The sequence below is a fragment of the Sulfuricurvum sp. genome, assembly GCF_028712165.1.
Lineage (GTDB): Bacteria > Campylobacterota > Campylobacteria > Campylobacterales > Sulfurimonadaceae > Sulfuricurvum.
Genome location: NZ_JAQTQR010000012.1, coordinates 18,034 through 38,164, shown reverse-complemented (window position 1 = coordinate 38,164; position 20,131 = coordinate 18,034). Strand labels below are relative to the sequence as shown.

20 protein-coding genes are annotated in these 20,131 nt (G+C 41.1%); 18 read left to right on the top strand and 2 right to left on the bottom strand.

The window, feature by feature from the left end; all coding sequences use genetic code 11:
* Window positions 1-18: 18 nt before the first annotated feature.
* Window positions 19-2,589, bottom strand: coding sequence for a sensor domain-containing diguanylate cyclase (locus PHP90_RS03500; RefSeq protein ID WP_299925293.1), 2,571 nt, complete (start codon window positions 2,587-2,589; stop codon window positions 19-21).
* Between the two features lie 296 nt (window positions 2,590-2,885).
* Here PHP90_RS03500 and PHP90_RS03495 point away from each other — a divergent pair, with 296 nt between their 5' ends.
* From PHP90_RS03495 to mrdA, 18 genes are all read left to right on the top strand, one after another.
* On the top strand, window positions 2,886-4,160 hold the full coding sequence (locus PHP90_RS03495) for a citrate synthase (RefSeq protein WP_299925324.1): 1,275 nt from the start codon (window positions 2,886-2,888) through the stop codon (window positions 4,158-4,160).
* A gap of 48 nt (window positions 4,161-4,208) precedes the next feature.
* Entirely contained in the window at window positions 4,209-4,640 is a 432-nt protein-coding gene (locus PHP90_RS03490) for a CoA-binding protein (RefSeq protein WP_299925291.1), read from the top strand.
* Window positions 4,641-4,649: 9 nt separating this feature from the next.
* Window positions 4,650-5,861 (top strand): threonine ammonia-lyase, encoded by a 1,212-nt coding sequence (gene ilvA, locus PHP90_RS03485; protein WP_299925289.1) that lies wholly within the window; start codon window positions 4,650-4,652, stop codon window positions 5,859-5,861.
* A gap of 84 nt (window positions 5,862-5,945) precedes the next feature.
* The gene (locus tag PHP90_RS03480; RefSeq protein ID WP_299925286.1) at window positions 5,946-8,003 is read left to right on the top strand and encodes a hypothetical protein; all 2,058 of its coding nucleotides are present in this window, start codon (window positions 5,946-5,948) and stop codon (window positions 8,001-8,003) included.
* Complete coding sequence (locus tag PHP90_RS03475; protein WP_299925283.1) at window positions 8,000-8,869, top strand: phosphatase; 870 nt, start codon at window positions 8,000-8,002, stop codon at window positions 8,867-8,869. Before PHP90_RS03480 ends, PHP90_RS03475 begins: the two co-directional genes overlap by 4 nt.
* A gap of 69 nt (window positions 8,870-8,938) precedes the next feature.
* Window positions 8,939-9,793: an NAD(+)/NADH kinase gene (locus PHP90_RS03470; RefSeq protein WP_299925280.1), complete on the top strand. Its 855-nt coding sequence runs from the start codon at window positions 8,939-8,941 to the stop codon at window positions 9,791-9,793.
* Between the two features lie 3 nt (window positions 9,794-9,796).
* The gene (locus tag PHP90_RS03465) at window positions 9,797-11,335 is read left to right on the top strand and encodes an AAA family ATPase (protein WP_299925277.1); all 1,539 of its coding nucleotides are present in this window, start codon (window positions 9,797-9,799) and stop codon (window positions 11,333-11,335) included.
* On the top strand, window positions 11,335-12,111 hold the full coding sequence (locus PHP90_RS03460) for a TatD family hydrolase (RefSeq protein WP_299925274.1): 777 nt from the start codon (window positions 11,335-11,337) through the stop codon (window positions 12,109-12,111). Before PHP90_RS03465 ends, PHP90_RS03460 begins: the two co-directional genes overlap by 1 nt.
* A 15-nt stretch (window positions 12,112-12,126) precedes the next feature.
* A complete protein-coding gene (locus PHP90_RS03455; RefSeq protein WP_299925271.1) occupies window positions 12,127-13,338 on the top strand; it encodes a lytic transglycosylase domain-containing protein in 1,212 nt (403 codons plus the stop codon).
* The gene (locus tag PHP90_RS03450) at window positions 13,328-14,137 is read left to right on the top strand and encodes a septal ring lytic transglycosylase RlpA family protein (RefSeq protein ID WP_299925268.1); all 810 of its coding nucleotides are present in this window, start codon (window positions 13,328-13,330) and stop codon (window positions 14,135-14,137) included. The genes PHP90_RS03455 and PHP90_RS03450 overlap by 11 nt, the downstream gene beginning before the upstream one ends.
* Window position 14,138: 1 nt before the next feature.
* Window positions 14,139-14,711 (top strand): imidazoleglycerol-phosphate dehydratase HisB, encoded by a 573-nt coding sequence (gene hisB / locus PHP90_RS03445; RefSeq protein ID WP_299925265.1) that lies wholly within the window; start codon window positions 14,139-14,141, stop codon window positions 14,709-14,711.
* On the top strand, window positions 14,708-15,199 hold the full coding sequence (locus PHP90_RS03440) for an HAD hydrolase family protein (protein WP_299925262.1): 492 nt from the start codon (window positions 14,708-14,710) through the stop codon (window positions 15,197-15,199). Before hisB ends, PHP90_RS03440 begins: the two co-directional genes overlap by 4 nt.
* Entirely contained in the window at window positions 15,200-15,709 is a 510-nt protein-coding gene (lptC, locus tag PHP90_RS03435; RefSeq protein ID WP_299925259.1) for an LPS export ABC transporter periplasmic protein LptC, read from the top strand. It begins immediately after the preceding gene.
* 9 nt (window positions 15,710-15,718) lie between these two features.
* Complete coding sequence (lptA, locus tag PHP90_RS03430; protein ID WP_299925256.1) at window positions 15,719-16,213, top strand: lipopolysaccharide transport periplasmic protein LptA; 495 nt, start codon at window positions 15,719-15,721, stop codon at window positions 16,211-16,213.
* The gene (yihA, locus tag PHP90_RS03425; RefSeq protein WP_299925253.1) at window positions 16,210-16,821 is read left to right on the top strand and encodes a ribosome biogenesis GTP-binding protein YihA/YsxC; all 612 of its coding nucleotides are present in this window, start codon (window positions 16,210-16,212) and stop codon (window positions 16,819-16,821) included. Before lptA ends, yihA begins: the two co-directional genes overlap by 4 nt.
* A gap of 2 nt (window positions 16,822-16,823) precedes the next feature.
* Window positions 16,824-17,282 (top strand): N-acetyltransferase, encoded by a 459-nt coding sequence (locus PHP90_RS03420; RefSeq protein ID WP_299925321.1) that lies wholly within the window; start codon window positions 16,824-16,826, stop codon window positions 17,280-17,282.
* Window positions 17,249-17,704: a hypothetical protein gene (locus PHP90_RS03415; protein ID WP_299925249.1), complete on the top strand. Its 456-nt coding sequence runs from the start codon at window positions 17,249-17,251 to the stop codon at window positions 17,702-17,704. Before PHP90_RS03420 ends, PHP90_RS03415 begins: the two co-directional genes overlap by 34 nt.
* Window positions 17,701-19,488, top strand: a complete 1,788-nt coding sequence (gene mrdA / locus PHP90_RS03410; RefSeq protein WP_299925246.1) for a penicillin-binding protein 2 — start codon at window positions 17,701-17,703, stop codon at window positions 19,486-19,488. The genes PHP90_RS03415 and mrdA overlap by 4 nt, the downstream gene beginning before the upstream one ends.
* Before the next feature lie 13 nt (window positions 19,489-19,501).
* Here mrdA and ybeY read toward each other — a convergent pair whose 3' ends face one another.
* The gene (ybeY, locus tag PHP90_RS03405; protein WP_299925319.1) at window positions 19,502-19,924 is read right to left on the bottom strand and encodes an rRNA maturation RNase YbeY; all 423 of its coding nucleotides are present in this window, start codon (window positions 19,922-19,924) and stop codon (window positions 19,502-19,504) included.
* Window positions 19,925-20,131 lie beyond the last annotated feature (207 nt).

The following is a 20,131-nucleotide window of genomic DNA, read 5'->3' as shown; positions in this document are numbered from 1 at the left end:
TTTTAAAGATTAAATTATTCAACTGTGTTCAGAACCAAAAACATGGTAACAATTTTTACCCGATTGTTTCGCTACATACATCGCCTGATCGGCTTGTCGGACAAGCTGATCCCCATCTACGTCATGTTCTTGAGGATAAAAGGTGACTCCTACACTGGCAGACACTTGAATAATAAAATCACCGAGCTGGATCGGACGACTGGCTGCATCGAGAAGCCTGCGGATAATCGGTATTGCTTCAGACGGATTATTGATATCTGAAAGAATAGCGACAAATTCGTCTCCGCCTAATCTAGATAGGGTGTCTCCTTCGCGTAATGCCTGTTTCATCCGGGCTGAAAGGTTTATGAGCAGTTGATCTCCGACGCTATGCCCATAGTTATCGTTTACATGTTTGAAGCCGTCAAGATCCAGATAAAACACTGCCAAATGATTTCCGTGCCGTTGGGTCTGAATCATCCCTTGTTGCAGACGGTCTGATTCTAAGATACGATTCGGTAGCCCGGTAAGTGCATCATAGTGTGCCAAGTGTTCAAGCTGACGGGCATGTTCTTTCATCGCACTGATATCTTTGGTAGTAATTAAGATTCGCTCTTTGTCAGGTAAAAGAGTGGCTGTCATATTGATATAAAGTCTTTTTCCGTCTTTGACGATGCACGTTTTTTCAAACCCTTTAATATATCCGGATTCAAACACAATTTGCATTGCCTGTCTGGCACGTTCTTGATCCTCCGGTGCACTGAGCGAAAGGCATGACGTTTTTAGCAGTTCGGAACGTGTAAATCCAGTCATTTCAAGATATGCGTCATTAAAATCTACGAAATTGGATTCATGATCCAAGATTGCGATACCATCCTTAGAGGTATTGAAAAGGGCTTTAAACTCATCCCTTTGTTCTTCCACCTCTCTTTGGAGATTTTTTTCTTCCGTAATATCATAAAACCATCCTAATACACAAGGGAAACCTTCGAAATCAATAGGCATATAAGAAGCCAATACCCACATGGTTTTATTTTCGATAGAGAGTTCTATCAGACGATTATAAATGATTTCATTGTTGTTGATCTGGGAAACGATTTCATCATATTGTTCTTGATCCGCATAATAGTTTTTAGGATTTTTTCCTAAAACGTCAGATATATCCGCATGGATGAGTTTGCTATAAGACTCATTGGCAAAAATGACATCTTGACCATCATTTTTTGCAATTCTGACGGCGATAGGGCTCATTTTTAGTAAATATCTGAGTGTATTCTCACTGTTTTCCAAGCGAATTTGGTATTGCATCTGTTGAGTGATATCTTGAACCGTACCTAAAGAACAAATAGGTTTTCCGTTCGGATCAAATTTGGTTTCACATTGTTCATTAACATATTTTACTCTCCCGTCCTTCATTAGAAGTCTATGGGTTATTTCATATTTTTGTTTTGTTTCCAGTGAATGTTCATAGGCACGCGCAACCATATCGCGGTCATCCGGGTGTATAATATTTAAAAACGCTTCATAGGTTGGTTCAAAGCTCTCTTTGTCAAGCTCAAAAATATTGTAAATCTCATCGGACCAATCCAGTGCATTACTGGCCAAGTCATAATGCCAATTTCCAAGGTGAGATATTTTTTCGGCTTGTCTAAGGTTATTTATCAGTTTTGTTGTCTCTTTTTCAGCTATTTTCCGTTCAGTGATATCTTCGATGATCGCAATCCCACCCTCAATAATATCCTCAGAATCACGAATCGGTACATAAGACATGATAATCCAAAGCTGAGTATTACTGAGAGTTGAAAGGTATTCACCATCATACACCCCTTCTTTTCCCTCTATAGCTTCTCTTAATGAAGGTGTTAATCTTTGATCTTTTAATGTCTTTATATCAAGTCCGATAAGCTTCTCTTTAGAGGTTTTCATAACTTCTGCAAATCGGTCATTGCAGTAGGTAATAATTAGATTTTTATTATAATGAACAATTCCTGCCGGTGAATATTGAAGAATCATACGATAACGTTCTTCGCTGATTCGCGCTTCTTTGGCACTTGCTTCGGCTTTGTGCCGCAAAACATAGTTCTGAGATATATGGGTATTCATATATCGACTAACTATGATTAGAAGGCCTAAATAGAGCATAACTGCGAGACCCATATATATAAATATGTCGGTTCTGTCCAAACATAAATAGAGTGCAATAGGAAACAAGGCCAGAATAGAAAAACCGATGCTGCTAGGAAGATCCGAAGCATTTGATACCGTATTGCCGGCTGTCAGACCGGCTAAGATAAAAATTAAAAATATCAAATGGATTATGTCATTGGTTGTAAACAATAAAACGCCGATTGATCCCCATACCATTCCGGATGCAAATGTACCGATACGAAGATTTTTCAGATGTCTATTTAGTGTGATTAAAGATGTGTCGGTATTGTATTGATACGAAGTAATGAGTTTTATCCGAAGGAGTGAAACTGCAAGCAAGACTACGTACCAAATAATAATCATCTTCGGATTTGAAATATTATTTTCGGCAAAAACCAGCAGCAAACCCAATAATAAACTTGTTAAAACAGCCGGTTTACTCGCCTTTAGCAAGTTATGCAATTGTTCAGTTTGTGATAAATGATTTGATGTACCAATAAGCATTTGAACCTTTTAATGTGATAAGAAATGAAAGGGGAATAACGTATTATTTAATTATAGCAGAAGGTGAAAAATAGGCATTGATTTTTTTATTCTACCTGGAACAATAAATTTTTTTTAAGCATAGTATTGGAGAAATACGAACATTTATTCTATTATTTATACTTATATCTATGTTGAAAACAATTCTAGAATTTTGTTTCACATACTATTTATTTGATATTTGGATATAGTAATAGGATAATTTTTTAGGAGATATTCCTATGGATACTGTAACCCTGACCGATAACCGTACCGGCAAAAAATATGAATTTTCAATCTTGCATCCTACGATAGGTCCTGATGTGATCGATGTCCGTAATCTTTATAAAGAGACCGGAATGTTTACCTATGATCCGGGATTCACTTCTACAGCAAGCTGCAGTTCAGCGATTACCTATATCGATGGAGAAAAAGGGGAACTTCGGTATAGGGGATACGATATCAGTGATCTAGCGACCAAAAAAAGCTATTTGGATGTTGCATATCTGCTTTTGACAGGAAAACTTCCGAATGAAAAAGAGCGTGCGGAGTTTGATAATGAACTTCGAAAACGCTCCTTTATCCACGAAGGGCTAAAGCGCCTCTTTGACGCATTTCCGGACAAAGCGCACCCGATGGCGATGATGTCATCCGCCGTATCGGCACTCTCCACCTTCTATTTTGAACATCTCAATGTAAAAACGGATGAGGATGCGCAAATAATGGCACGACGGATTATCGCGAAAATTCCGACTTTGGCGGCTTTTACTCATCGTCGTATGTTCGGTATTCCCTATGTCTATCCCGATATCGAACGCCCTTTTACGGAAAATTTTCTCTATATGATGCGAGCCTATCCGGGAGAAAATCTCGAAATACGTGATGTGGAGGTTAAAGCGCTTGATACGATTTTTACCCTTCACGCGGATCATGAACAAAATGCTTCCACATCAACTGTCCGTGCCGTCGCTTCGACGGGAGCCCATCCGTATGCGGCTCTATCTGCCGGTATTAATGCACTTTGGGGCAGAGCACACGGAGGGGCGAACGAATCGGAGATCGCTCAGCTCGAATACATAGGAAGTGTTGATCGTGTGGATGAGTTTATCGCCCGTGCAAAAGATCCGAATGATGAATTCAAACTTATGGGATTCGGGCATCGTGTCTATAAAAATTTTGATCCACGTGCAAAAATTCTAAAAAATTTATTGGATCAGCTCAAAGATGAACTCGGTGTCAACAACGAACTGCTGAAAATAGCTGAAAAAATTGAGCAAATAGCCCTTGAAGATGAGTATTTTATACAGCGGCGCCTTTATCCTAATATCGACTTTTATTCAGGACTGATACTGACCGCACTGAAAATACCTACGTCGTTATTTACCATTATTTTTGTTATCGGCAGATCGGTAGGGTGGGTCACTCAATGGATCGAACTGAAAAAAGATCCTGAAATGAAGATTGCTCGTCCAAGACAACGTTATATCGGTGAGCCGAAAAAAGCTCTGTAGCAGTTTTTGGTATAATAGGAAACTTTTTATTTGTCTTGAGGAGCTTTTATGGAATGTGAATTTCCAACTGTCAACGCATCAACTGATGAAATACGATCTATTTTTGCCGAAATAAAAACCATAGCCGTTTTGGGACTTTCCCCGGATAGTACGAAAGACAGTTACCGTGTCGCCGAATATCTTAAAAATACCGGATACACGATTATTCCGGTCTATCCTAAAGAAGAGACAATTTTAGGAGAGAAAGTGTATCGTTCCCTCCAAGAGATTCCGTTTGCGGTCGATATGGTTAATATCTTCCGAAAACCTGATGCACTGGGAGCAATTGCCGATGCGTGTATTGCCAGAGGTGATGTAAAAGTGTTTTGGGCACAAAAAGGGATCGTTAACAACGAAGCCGCAGAACGCGCCCGCAATGCAGGAATGCGTGTAGTACAAAATCACTGTACGATGGTAGAACATCGTAATTTAAACGTCTAAAGGGAATTCTTGGTTGATCTAGAAACAATTTATCAAGCGCATGAGCGTATCCGCGGAACGGTTGTAGAAACCCCGTTTGCCTACGCTCCCAGATTGAGTGAACAATGCGGAGCGGAAATTTATCTTAAAAAAGAGAATCTTCAAGTTACCGGAGCTTTCAAAATTCGCGGAGCATACAACAAGATTGCTTCGTTAAGTGATGCAGAACGTGTATGCGGTGTGATTGCGGCAAGTGCCGGAAATCATGCACAGGGTGTTGCTATGGCTGCACAGATGTTTGGGATTAAAGCATTGATTGTAATGCCGGAATCGACTCCGCTGACGAAAATCAACGGGGTACGCTATTACGGGGCAGAGGTTATTTTAGCCGGCAGTAATTATGATGAAGCGTATGCGTATGCCTCTACCTACGGCAGCGAGAACGGGTTGGTATTCGTCCATCCTTTTACCGATACGGCCGTGATGGCGGGGCAGGGGACGATTGCACTGGAAATGATCGATTCGATGAGTGATCTCGATGCCGTAATTATCCCTGTCGGTGGCGGTGGTTTGATTTCCGGTATGGCTTCTGCTTTTAAAGCGTTATCACCTAAAACAGAAGTGATCGGAGTCAGTGCGCTAGGAGCACCGGCGATGAAAGAATCATTTGAAGCTAAAAAAGCGATTGACAGTACGTCGGTACGAACCATCGCAGATGGCATCGCGGTACGTGATACATCTGAAATAACCCTTGGGCATATCATAGAGTGCGTTGACCGAATCGTCAGTGTTGATGACGAAGAGATTGCCAATGCCATATTGTTTTTGCTTGAACGTCAAAAACTGGTTGTAGAAGGTGCCGGTGCCGTCGGTGTAGCAGCATTATTGCACGATAAATTGAGCGATCTCAAAGGCAAAAAAGTTGGTGTCGTACTCAGCGGAGGGAATATGGATGTTACACTCCTCTCCATCATTATCGAAAAAGGTTTGATTAAATCGGGACGAAAGATGAAACTTACGGTTACTCTTGTTGATAAACCGGGAGCCCTTATGAAACTCACCGAAATGCTCCAAGGGCTGAATGCCAATATCGTCCATATCGACTACGATCGTACTTCAACGACGTTAGCATACGGCGACGCCAACGTGATGATCCATTTGGAAACAAAAGGAGAAGAGCATCAGTCGCAAATTCGTGCACTACTCAAAGAACACCGCTACTTAAGCAGCGAAGAACATTAAAGGGACATACAGAATATGGAAGTTTTGAAATTATTAAATATTAAACAACCTATTCTGATGCTTAAAACACTTATAAACGGGCAAATGGGTATCATAGATGCTCAAAATGCACTTAGAATAATTGATCTGAAAACCTATGCAATTGTAGGCGGATTTAAAAGCAATATTACGCATGAGCGTATCGTAGGTTCACATGTTGATATGACGACGGACGGTGAGTATTCTATGACAATTATCCCCGGTACGGGGAAAGCCGCTTTATTCAATGTCTCTAAAAAAGAGTTATTGTATAAGGTGGGACGTCATCAAGGTGAGATCGAGAGTGTCGGATTGGATCCGTTGGGACGCTACTGTGTAACCTGCGGTCAGGATGGAAAAACATTCGGGTGGGTTCTTCAAACTTCCCGTTTGGCGTTCTCCATGCCTCCTCACAGTGATTTTATCAGTACCATTGCATTTGATGATTTTGGACAATGGATTGCTACGGGAAGCTATGACCGAACGATCAATGTGCTCAATATGGCAACAATGAAAAAGCCGATAAAACTTCGAGGTCACGGCAGTGCGATTGTCAAAATAATTTTTCTGCCGGAAGCAAGAATGCTCTCTGTAGATAAAGAGGGAGTATTGATCGTATGGGATCTCAGTACCGGTAAAATAATTAAACGTCTGAATAAAATGAATGATGATGTAACAACGATGACTGTGAGTATCGATAAACGGTTTGCTTTTGTTGCAACAAAGCTCGGATATATCGGTTTATATGATTTACGGACATTTGATCAGATAAAACAGCGCTATATCAAAGAATCCGAATCGATTACGACATTGGCTTTTTTGAGTGATCCATTTCGTTTGGCGATCGGTACTATTGATGGTAACGTACGTATTTATTCACTTTTCGGGAATGAAGAAAAGTATACGCAGATGCTGCGAGAACGACAATATAAATCGTTCTATAATGCGGTAGAAGAGAACCCGATGTTACAATATTCAAAACTTTATGATGCTGCAGAACGTATTTGGGCAGATATTCTTGAGAAAGTTCGTGATTATCTGGAAAAAAATGAACGTACAAAGGCAAAAGAGTTATTGAATATGTTTGCCGGCATTCCAAGAAAAAATGGAATGATTACTCAGATACTGCATGATTTTGAAAAATACCCCCAGTTTAAAACGGCAATTACTGAAGGACGATATCCACTTGCATACTCGATGGTTAAACAATATCCTGCTTTCCAAGATTCTGAACCGTTTCGAGCTATGGAAGTAAAATGGAAAAAACTTTTTTTAAAGGCACAAGAGCTTATTTCAACACCCAATGGTGAGGAACAAGCACGTCAGCTCTTGGCTCCATATCGCGGTATTTCAGATAAAACGATTTTAATTCAACAGCTGTTTCAAGAGCGAAAAGTGTATGATTATTTTAAACGAGTCATTGCACAGCGTGATTTTTATAAATTTTTTGATTTGATTAAAGCACACCCGTTTTTAAAAGAGTTTGCAGAATACGGCACGATTATGGAATATGCCGATAAACTTTATATTCAGGCTCATCAAGGATATGTTCAAGGTGAATATGCAACCGCCAGAAAAGCGTGCGAAATTCTGTTGGCTTTTCCTGATTATGCAGCAGAAGCCCAGGAGATGGCTGATACGATTCGTGTAAAACATCTCTTTTTCGATTCGATTGCTTCAAATAATCTTGATAACGCTTTCGCATATCTTAGTTCTTACCCGTTATTGTACGAGACCCCCGAAGCACAGGTACTGGAAAATCATTGGAATAAGATTGTCGATCAGGCACAGCGGTTTGCGGCCAAAGGTCTAGCACGTGAAACGCTTAGTACATTTGAACCGTACCATGCTATAAATGCCAAATATTCGGCGATAGCCAGTGTTATGGCACAAGCGTATTGTGTACAGTTGGAACAAAAGCTTCGAAATAAAGAGTCTCAGGAGATTATTGAACGGGGCATTCGACAATATGTCGGATTATTTGGAGTAGATGAGGGGATTACGACGGTTTTTGAGTATTTTAAAGCCCGTTATCAAACCAAACTAGATTTTGAAGTTCTTAAGAAAGGATCCCTGGACACATGGAGTCCATCGATACGGATCGACGATATTTCTGAGTTATGATAGCCATTGATTTAGGTTCCAATACCATTCGTTTCATCGAGTTTGACGGTCAACTCTGGGGCAGAAGTTTTGAGAAAATTGTTAAAACTGCGGAATCTCTTCATGATACCAAACAAATCGGTGAAAAAGCACTCGGACGGATTATATCTGCAATCAATGAGGCAAAAACCAAGCTTGATTTTGCCTCTAATGATGTTAGAGGGTATGCTACTGCCGCGATGCGTATGGCTACAAATTCAGATTCCATTATTGAAGCCATAGCAGCTGAAACCGGTGTCCGCTTTACAATCATCGATGCGGAAAAAGAAGCAAATCTTTCTTTAAATGCCGTACGGTATCGACTGAAGAAACTCGACATTGAGCCTTCATCCTTTGTAATGGCGGATATAGGGGGCGGATCGACTGAATTGATCGTATCTGAAGGTGAAACAAGCCGTTCCATAAGTCTTAATATTGGTATTGTTACCCTGAGCGAGCGATCCAATACTCCCCAAAAACTTAGTGACTCAATCGAATCGTTTAAGGAACAAATCTGCTCTCAATCATTCCCTCATACATCTTTAGTTTTAACGGCTGGAACTCCGACAACGATTGCGGCATATTTGAACGGGATGGATTATGAGACGTATGATCCTGAAAAAGTAAACGGATTTCGTTTGCATTTGGAGGATTGCTACCGTGTACGGAATGAACTTTTGAATATGGATGAGACAATGCGCGCCCGGTATGTCGGAGTAGGACGCGAAAGCCTGATCATAGCAGGTATTATGATGGTAACGGCTATTTATGAGGCACTTGGATATGAGGAAGCGATAATTATCGATGACGGATTGCGTGAGGGGATAGCACTGGAATATTTCCGTTAATTTTGCCTACTATTTTGACCTGTTTTTCAATTTGGCTATAATAGAGTCAAACAAAGAGGGGAAGAGATATTGAAATTAACTAATATTAAACGTGTCGGTATGCTCCTGCGCCCCTCAACACCTGAGCTTAAAGAGATGTTTTTCGAAGCAAAACGTATTTTCGAATCACGCGGTATCGAAGTCATCATAGACAATATCAGCGGCGGAATGATCGATGTTATGGGGCAGCCGTTTGATATGATGTGCCAAAACAGCGATTTTCTCGTTACGATCGGCGGAGACGGTACTTTGATTTCTGCCGTACGACGCTCTTACAGTTACCAACTCCCTGTTTTAGGGATTCATGCAGGAAAACTCGGTTTTTTAGCTGATCTGGATTTTTGTGAACTCGAATCTTTTGTGGATAAGATGTTAGTGGGTGAATACCGTATCGATCAGCGTGCAATTTTGCAAGCTACGATTGTAACGCCTAACGGTGAAAACGATATTTTTGCTTTTAACGACATTGTTCTTACCCGTCCCTCAATTGCCAAAATGATCCATTTGGAAACCTTTGTAGATGGTAGAAGTTTTAATACGTATTACGGTGACGGTGTTGTTGTCTCGACCCCTACAGGCTCTACCGCTTATAACCTCTCAGCAGGAGGACCGGTTCTCTTTCCATTGACGCAGGTATTCGCACTGACACCGATATGTCCCCATTCGCTGACTCAGCGGCCTGTGGTTTTTCCCGGACATTTTGAGATCGAAATGAAAACTCCGGATGCAAGTGCTTTGGTGATTATTGACGGTCAAGATTTGGTTGAAATCAGTGACAGTGATACTGTCCATATTAAACTCGCAAGCAATACCGCACGTTTGATTCACCGTAAAGAATTTAATTATTTTGAAGTTCTCAAAGAGAAATTGGGATGGGGGAATTAGTCGGTGATAGAACGTTTTTATCTTAAAGAGTTTTTGACGTTTAAAGAGGCTGATTTGGAGTTTCATCCCGGGCTTGTTGTTTTTACGGGACCCAGCGGAAGCGGAAAATCGATCCTTATGCGTTCCATTTTAGCCTCTGTAGGTTTGGACAATGTCGAAGCACAGATTTGTGAATCAAGTGTATCATGGAAAATTGATGAAGAGTATTACGGTCTTCAAAATGAGCCTGTAAATATATTCCGCCATGTTAAAAAAGAGAAAACCCGTTATTTTATCAATAACCAAAGTACCTCAAAGTCTTCTATGGAATCGATCAGTTCTACTTATCTGCGCCATTTAAGTCTCAAAGATTACAGTGATTTTGAACCGTCTGCAATCTTAAAAATTATCGATGAACGTATCAGTGAACGAACTCCCCAATATGCTACGATTTTAGAGAATCATCGTTCCAAATTTTCAGAATTTAAAATCCTGTCAGATGAGCTCCGCAGCATTGAAGAGAAAGAAAAACATCTTGCGGAACTTAAAGAGTTTGCCCTTTATGAAATCGGCAAAATTGATGCGATCAAACCTCGTATCGGAGAAGATGAAGAGCTAAATCTCATCAAAAAACAGCTCTCTAAAAAAGAGAAAATCGAAACGGCGATCGCACAGGCACAGGGGATATTTTCTTACGAGTCGAATGTCAGTTCGGTATTGGGATTATTAGAGATTGACAGTGCATTTTTTGATGATACGATGAATGAACTGCGCAGTGTTTTAGAAAGTTCATTGGAACGTATGGAAGAGCTCGAAGAGGTTTCGGTCGAATCGGTATTGGACCGAATCGAGCAGATATCCGAATTGAAACGTCGATACGGCAGTATTGAAGAAGCGTTAGCCTATCGCGACCAAAAAGCATCAGAACTTGAATCCTATGAAACGATTGAGCACTCTAAAAACGATTTAATAAAACAAATCTCCTCACTAAAAGCGACACTCGATACGGGAGCGAAAGAGCTATCGTTAAAACGTCATGCCATTTTGGGTGAAACGCTGGAAAAACTCAACAGTTATTTGGGGATGCTCTACCTTCGTGAAGCAACATTGGAACTTGAAGCGTGCGAATTAAATGCAACAGGATACGATAAAGCGGTATTGGGTTTATCGGGGACAAAGCTCGATAAGCTGAGCTCCGGTGAGTTTAACCGCCTTCGTCTTGCTTTGCTGGCATTAGGGGTCGAGAGTATGCAAAGCGGCGGTGGTGTTCTGATGCTTGATGAGATCGATGCAAATCTAAGCGGAGAAGAGTCGATGAGTGTTGCCAAAGTACTGCGTCATCTCTCTTCCCGCTATCAGATTTTCGTTATTTCGCATCAGCCGCAACTGACTTCGATGGGACAGCAGCATTTTTTAATCTATAAAGACGATGAAAGTCGTGTTCGAGAGCTAAACGATAATGAACGGGTAGAAGAGATTGCTCGAATTATCAGCGGTGAAAGTGTGAGTGATGAGGCACGAGGATTTGCCAGAGATTTATTTGAACGTGCAAGAGGATTGTGATGATTATTGATACCCATGTCCATTTAGACGATGAACGCTACCGCGAAGATTTTGATGCAATGATGAAACGTGCATCCGATGCAGGTGTTGAGGGATATGTAATCCCGGGTGCACATCCTTCGACACTGGAGCGTGCGATTGAGATATGCGAAGCGTATGAAAATGTTTATTTTGCCGTTGGTGTTCATCCGTATGATATGGAAACGATTGATTCGGTGGATTTTGACCATTATGCTGCCCATCCAAAATGTGTAGCTATCGGAGAATGCGGACTGGACTATTTTCGACTTGAAGGGAGCGATGAAGAGAAACATCAGGAGAAGATGCGTCAAGCTGAAGTCTTTCGTCATCAGATTCGTGTTGCCAAACAATATCATAAGCCGTTAATCGTCCATATCCGAGATGCAAGCCATGATTCAAAAATGATATTACTCGAAGAAGGTGCCGGAGAAGTCGGCGGAGTGTTGCACTGTTACAATGCCGATGATGAGCTGCTATCCCTCGCCAATGAAGGTTTTTACTTCGGTATCGGCGGAGTCGTTACATTTCAAAATGCTAAAAAACTGGTCAATATTCTCCCTAAAATTCCCCTCGATAAACTTGTAATTGAAACAGATGGCCCCTATCTCACCCCTCATCCTCACAGGGGTTCTCGTAATGAGAGTGCATATACCCGTTACGTTGCTGACAAAATGGCTGATTTACTCCATATGAATGCACAAGAGGTAGAAGAAATAACAACACACAATGCCAAAAAGCTGTTTGCTTTTGGATAGGGTGAGGTAATCGGGATGAGAAATATAATCGCGATATTATTTTTGATCCCTTTAATACTTATGGGTGTAGGATTTGATCCGAATGACAAAAGTAAAATAGAGATATTACGTCATTTTGATATTCCCGCTTCTTTTTTGAAAGATCCTTCTTTACACGATGTTTATACACAAAAAAAACGTGATTCAAGCCTGCAAGGGTTTGATGATACCTCTGAAAATGCAAACTTGCTTCTACCGATGCTCTCCTCTCTTATCGCTCAATCTGATTTGCCGAATGAGTTTTTATTTGTCGTATTGGCAGAATCGCAGTTGGATGTTGACAGTACCTCTTCACACGGAGCAGCCGGATTATGGCAGTTTATGGAGACAACGGGGAAACTTCAGGGACTACGGGTAAATCAGTATGTTGATGAACGCCGTGACCATATAAAATCGACACGTGCCGCAATTACATACTTGAGCAGTTTAAAAAAACAGTTCGGTAAATGGTACTTGGCTTTGATCGCTTATAATTGCGGTGATGGCCGCTTAACTAGGGCCATTCGGAAAGCAGGGACTACTGATTTGAATATATTGGCGGATCCAAAACATGCGTATCTCCCGCGAGAGAGCAGAAATTATATTCGTACCGTCGTTTCATTGGCTTTTTTGGGCTCTGAGGATCCGTATTTATCTCAATACACATCGACACAGGACGCGGTTGAAAACCCTATTGCCACTATTTATCTTCCCAAAGGGGAGCAAATTGACAGAATCGCCGCAGTTTTAGAGATGCCTAAAACAAAACTTATCAGTCTTAATACCCATCTTAAAAAGGGGATAACACCTCCGAATCAACAAAACTACCCTGTGTACATTCCTAGAGAAAAATTAGAGGAATTCCGGCAAAAATTTCAGCCGAAAGATATCCATGGTTATTTTATTATGCATCGTGTAAAGTCGGGTGAAACGTTAGATCAAATCTCCAAACGTTACAACGTTCCTAAAAACTCGATTATGATGGAGAATATGATAGGAGATAATGAAGGTCGTAATCTCAATCGACGTGTGAAAATACCGATTACCAAACCGTTTTTGAAGAACCCCCGTCTCTATACCGCAAAATCCGGTGAAACCCTCGCTTCAGTCGCTGCATTGTATAATACGACGCTTGAACAGTTAAAACTTAAAAATCCGTTTGCGTCCAATGTATTAAAAGAAGGGGAGGAGATAAAGGTTGCTGATTAAAACCCTTGCTATCACTCTAATACTTATATTCGGAGGGTGTACGACCCGATACGGGTCTTATTCCTATCATTCACCGAAACCTTCTCAAAAATACCCATCTGAACAGTTGGCAATGAACTCATCCAATGTCTATAAAGCCAACGGTGAACTTCATGCGACGATGCGTCCTTACACCGTTTTTGGAAAAGAGTACTGTCCAACCGTTGTTCGGGTCGGAGATACTTTTAGCGGGAGAGCGAGCTGGTACGGAAACGATTTTCACGGCAAATCCACCTCCAGCGGAGAGGGGTATGATATGTACGCTATGACTGCGGCGCATAAAACTTTGCCGATGAATACTGTTGTACGGGTAACCAATACCGACAACAACAGCCAAACGATTGTCCGTATCAATGATCGAGGTCCTTTTGTAGAGAGTCGAATCATTGATCTCTCTTACGCGGCGGCACAACAAATCGGTGTTGCTCAAAAAGGGACGGCAAACGTAACATTGGAAGTATTAGGATTTGAACCCTCATCATCACGAAGCATTAATATGCAGACAATAGCCAAAGGCCCGCAAGAGAGTGTCATGAACAATTTTTATGTGCAGATCGGTTCATTTGAACGATTTGCCGGGGCATCCTATACAAAACAGAAGTACGCTTCTTTTCATAGCTACTCTGCAATCATTAAAGATACAGAGTATAATAACAAACGACTATTTCGTGTATGGCTAAGCGGATTTAAATCGGAAGCCGAAGCACGCGATTTCATTTCACAGGGCTATTTTAAAGGCTCATTTATCATAGGGGAATAGGATGATCCACAAAAAACGTCAAACCAAAGAGACCGATATCACATTGTCTCTCGCCATCAATGGAGAAGGGAAAAGTACAATATCGACAAAAGTGGGCTTTTTGGATCATATGTTGGAGAGCTTTGCCAAACATGCACAGATGGATTTGAACGTTGAATGCAACGGAGATATCCACATTGACGATCACCACAGTGTCGAGGATATAGGGATCGTTTTAGGTCAGGCATTGCGAGAAGCAATCTATCCTATTGAAAAAGTCGAGCGCTTCGGCAGTGCCGTAATCGTGATGGATGAAGCGGCGGTCAGCTGTGATTTGGATTTGAGCAACCGACCGTTTTTGGTCTATGATGTTCCGGTCTCAGGTAAAATAGGTGCTTTTGATACAGAACTTGCAGAAGAGTTTTTTCGCGCAGTTGTGTTCAATGCCGGAATTACCGCACACATTATCATGGTACGTGGAAAAAATAAACATCACATAATCGAAGCAGCTTTTAAATCGCTTGCAGTAGCATTGCGACGTGCATTAGCAAAAAATGACCGAGCCGGAGTTCCAAGCACCAAAGGGGTACTGTGATTCGTTTATTGATTTTAGACGTTGACGGATGTATGAGCGACGGCAAGATTATTTACACTGCCGATGGTCTGGAACTCAAAAATTTCAATGTCAAAGACGGCTTTGCGATTAAGGCATGGGTCAAGATGGGGCATGCTGCCGCAATTATTACAGGCCGAGACTCATCAATCGTAGCACATCGTGCCAAAGAGCTGGATATTGCCCATTTGCACCAAGGGGTCAAAGATAAGCGTGCAGTTGCGATTAGCATGTGTGCAGAACTTGGTATAGAGCCTCATGAGGTAGCTGTCATCGGAGATGATTTGAACGATTACAATCTTTTACAGTGGGCGGGACAAGCCTATACGCCGCATGACGGCTCTGAGTATCTTAAAAGCTTTGCGGAAGTATTAGACCGATGCGGCGGAGATGCATGTGTTCGTGAAATGATAGAAAAAGTGATTCGCCGCAACGGTGAAGAAGAAAAATTTTTAGCGTTGTGGATCTAAATGTCGATTAACGTTTTTTTTGTTTTACTCTTGGGTTTACTGATGGGCATGTACGGTTATTTTACTCCAAATTATGTCGCACACCAAGACAGCCGTGAAATTCCGAAAATAGAGTTGATCTCTTTTACGATGTATGAAATATCGCCGAAAGGGATTGAGCATATCTTAGAAGGACAAGAGGGGAGAAAATATGATGATCGGTATACGGTAACATCAGCAAATTTTAGCGATAATACGAAACATTTATTTCAATCTATCCACTCAGATGATCTTAAATACCAAGATAACGTTGTTACGTTAAAAGGAAATGTCCATTATGTTCGCGAGGACGGTGTGGAGTTTCGTTCAAATGAGGGAACATACGATACCAATGCATCGGTTATTCAGACTGCCGGGCCGTTTGTGCTTACTCAAAACGCCAACCGAATAGACGGAGAAAAACTGGTGTACAACACTGAAAAAGATTTTGTTTCCGCTGATCGTATTCGCGGAAGTTACAACTTAAAATAGGAACAAATTATGATTATTCGAGCACTTATTTTTATATTGGCTTTGACAGCTATCTCTTTGAATGCTGAGGAGCTTAAAGTCATATCTGATAATTTTAAAGGCGATCAGCAAAAAGGTATAGCCGTCTTTACCGGAAATGTCAAAGTAACCAAAGGTGCAGATGAACTGAATGCATCAAAGGTGACTATTTACACCGATAAAGACAAAAAACCGTACAAATATGTGGCTGAAGGCGGTGTCTCTTTTTATATCGTTACAGAACAACAAGAAAAATATCGTGGTAAGTCTCAAAGTGCCGTTTATTTGTCAAATGAAGGTGAATACCAATTTTATACTAAAGTCGATTTGCTTCGCTTAGACGATTTCCGCCGTGTCAAAGGGGATAAAGTTGTTGTCAATATGTCACAGGGAAGTGCTGTAGCTGAGAGTGCAAAAGATGAACCGGTAGTTATGACCTTTACGCTTCAGGATAAAAACTCAAAACAGAAAAGTACAGCTAAATGATTGAGATTATTGATTCCTCATTTGTGACATCCGCTCCCAATATCAGATTGACACCTGAAAATGACTATCAAAACGAAGTCGCTTTTATGGCTCGTTCCAATACCGGTAAAAGTTCGTTGCTGAATACATTGACGAAGCGAAAATCACTGGCAAAAGTATCGGCGACACCGGGTAAAACACGTTTGATTAATTATTTTGATGTAGTATTTGCAGATCGGGAGAGCGGAGAGCGTTTAAGTGCTAAATTTGTCGATTTACCGGGATTCGGGTATGCCAAAGTGGCGAAATCACTTAAAACGGACTGGGAAAGCAACCTTACCAATTTCATTTCGGAACGCAAACAGATTCGTATTTTTGTCCATCTTATCGACTGCCGTCATCCCGATTTGGAGATTGACCGTTCTGTTGATACTTACTTAAACGAAATTTGTACCCCTGATCAGTCGATTGTTACTATTTTTACCAAGATCGATAAACTGAACCAAAAAGAGCTCTCCGAATTAAAAAAACGTTTTCCGGGTGCCATAATGGTTTCGAATTCGAAACGTAAAGGTGTAGATGCAATTGTTGAACATCTCTACCGATTGCTTAAAAGTGATGATGAATGAGTGTGATTACGTACAAAAAACCTACTTTGCTTGATATTCCTGCAATGCAGCAGCTTGTAGCGCCTGAGATTGAATCCGGTGTTATTTTGCCTCGCAGTGATGATGAAATTGCCACCAATATACGATCGTATTTTTTGGCAATGGATGGAGAAAAACTGGTCGGTTTTGTTGCGCTTCACATCCATTCTCCCTCATTGGCGGAACTCCGTTCTATGATTATCGATACACAGTACAGAGGAATCAATATCGGGAGCACCTTGGTTGATAATGCGTGTGAGGAGGGTCGTCGTCTCGGTCTTAAAGAAGTTTTGGCTTTAACCTATCAACAGCGCTTTTTTGAACGGTTGGGATTTATTGAAATCCCTAAAGAGACGATCCCTGAACATAAAATCTGGGCTGATTGTATTAAATGTAAACACTTTCCCGTATGCAACGAAGTTTCTCTTATCAAAACGTTATAAATCGGCTTCTTTTAGTCGGTTTATACGTTGTATATATCAGCCTGAGCAGTATTTATCTTCTATTGCCTCCATTACTTGCAGTACTGTTTTACATGTATCACGATGCACTCAGTAAACATGATCTTTTCGGCCTGATTATTGTATCACTCATGTTGCTGGTATTCGAAGCGGAAAAAGGGTTTTGGTTTGGAAGTACAATCCTCTTTTTTACCCTTTTGTCACGCTATCTGCTACCGAAATTTGAACAGGTTATTCAATGTCGAATCTGTATGGCGGCTATCTTTTCTGCTTTGGGTTATCTAGGGTATTGGACATTTATTTGGAGTGCGAATGGTATTCTACTCCTTCATTCTCCGATGATCGACTGGCATACCGGATTGTACATGATTATTGAATTTTTAATTTTATCGGTAGTGATATGAAGATAAAAATAATATTTACACTTTTTGCATTAATTTGGATCGGTCTTGTAGTCCGGGTATTTCACTTAGCGGTTCAATCCAATGATTATTACGAAAATCTTTCTGAAAACAACAGTATTAAAACCGAATTATCTGCACCGGTTCGTGGAGAAATTCTTGATAGAACACTGGACCCGATTGCTATTAACGAGCTAGGATTTAAGATTGCATTAGCCCCTCATTTAACCCATGGAGATGATAGAAGCCGTTTGGATACAGAAATAGCCTATTTGCTTTCAATGATTCCAACGCTGGATGCTCAAAAAATAGCAAAAGCCTATATCATGCAAGACTCCTATTACAATCACTCTTTTATTGATGTGGTCGATTTCGTCCCGCATGAAACCATAATTCCCCTTTATGCACTGATGAATTTGCGTGAAACAATCAAAATATCCCCTTCACCGAAGCGTCTTTACCCCTACGGACCAGTGGGATCCCATCTGATCGGTTATGTTGCAAAAGCCAATCAAAAAGAGATTGATGCCGATCCTTCGCTTCAGCTTTTAGGGCATGTCGGCAAAAACGGTATTGAAAAATATTATAACAGCTACTTACAGGGAATTGCAGGTGAGCGCCGAATCAAGGTAAATGCCCATAATGTTGAAATTGAAGAGGTAGGTCGAAGCGCTACCCAAGAAAATCATAATCTTGTTCTCAATATCGATATGCGTTTACAAAATTTTATCACCAAAATTTTTGAAAAAAGGGTAGGTGCAATCATCGTAATGGACGTACACGGTGCGATTTATGCTGCCGGCAGTTTTCCGGAGTATGATCTGAATACCTTTGTTTCAGGAATCAGTTCTGATGAGTGGAACGCTTTGATGAACAGTGTCGATGCTCCATTTACGAATAAAATCATTAACGGGCTCTATCCTCCGGGTTCAACCATAAAAACCGGAATGGGACTGATTTATATTACCTCGGGTGTGATAAATGAGAACACAACCTTCCTAAGTACCGGTTCAATGCGTTTAGGAAATCGAACCTTTAGAGATTGGAAAAAGACGGGTCACGGTATCACCAATATCAATAAAGCAATAGTTGAGAGCTGTGATGATTATTTTTATCAGGGGTCGCTAGAAGTTGGAATCGATCGCATGAGCAAAGGACTCATTCGAATGGGACTCGGTAAAAAAACAGGGATTGATCTTCCGAATGAATTTATCGGAACCGTGCCCAGCCGAGAATGGAAGCGGCAACGGTTTCATCAGCCATGGTATCAGGGCGAAACTCTCAATACTTCGATCGGGCAGGGTGATTTGTTAGTCACACCGATGCAAATGGCAGAATTTACCGCTTTGATGGCAACCGGTACTTTACCGATACCCCATATCGCCAAAATGATCGGGGACAATCCATATATTCCGGTACCGCTGGATGTTTTGACACCGACGGAAAAACAAAAACTTCCAATCATCCAACGAGCGATGCGCGGTGTTTGTAATGACCCTAACGGAACAGCGCATGCGAGAGTTACCACACGCTTCCCTATCGCGGGTAAGACCGGTACAGCTCAAACAACAGGAATTGCGCAGGGGACGAAAGATCGTCAAAACGAAAAAAGCATGGAATATCTAAAACGTTCACATGCTTGGTTTACCACCTACGGTCCTGCGGATAATCCACAGTTTGTTGTCACTGTTTTGGTGGAACACGGCGGTCACGGTGGGGAAGAAGCAGGTGGGATCGTTTCAGAGATCTACAATAAACTTGACGATCTAGGATACATTAAAAAATAACCACTTGCGGAAATTATTCTTCCAATGTTCTGACGATGAGACTTTTCGGAAGTTGAAATTGTTCAATCAATTCGGACTCACGCAGTCGCATCTCACCGTTGTCGACTTCATGGTCATATCCCATCAGATGAAGCATCCCGTGTATGAAAAGAAGTGCAAGTTCATGATCGACACTGTGTCCCAAAGAGGATGCGATTTCATCGACTTTATCAACACTGATAACAATGCTCCCAAGCGGTGCACCGGGAAATGGATCACTCGGAAAACTTAGTACATCTGTCGGTTTGTCAATGTTACGAAACTCACGGTTGATTTCGGCGATTTCAGAGTTGTCGGTCAGAATCAGCTCGATCTCTTGTTCACTTAATGCATCGGCTATCTGCTCTAAAAGGGCAAAATTATAATTTTTATCGGTTCGGTTATCAAGTTCTATCATGATGACATTGTAGCATAAGCACTGAATATTTATAAAAGTGCCCAAAATAGGGCTTTCAAACAATCTAAAATAGGCAAAAAGTCGGTCACTGACAAACCGAAAACGTACCAATATGGCAACGGTTGCCACGAAGGTTGCCACATCATCTTCGAATAATCATTCTCCTATTTAAAGAACGTAAGCCAAATTATATAAACCCCGTAATTA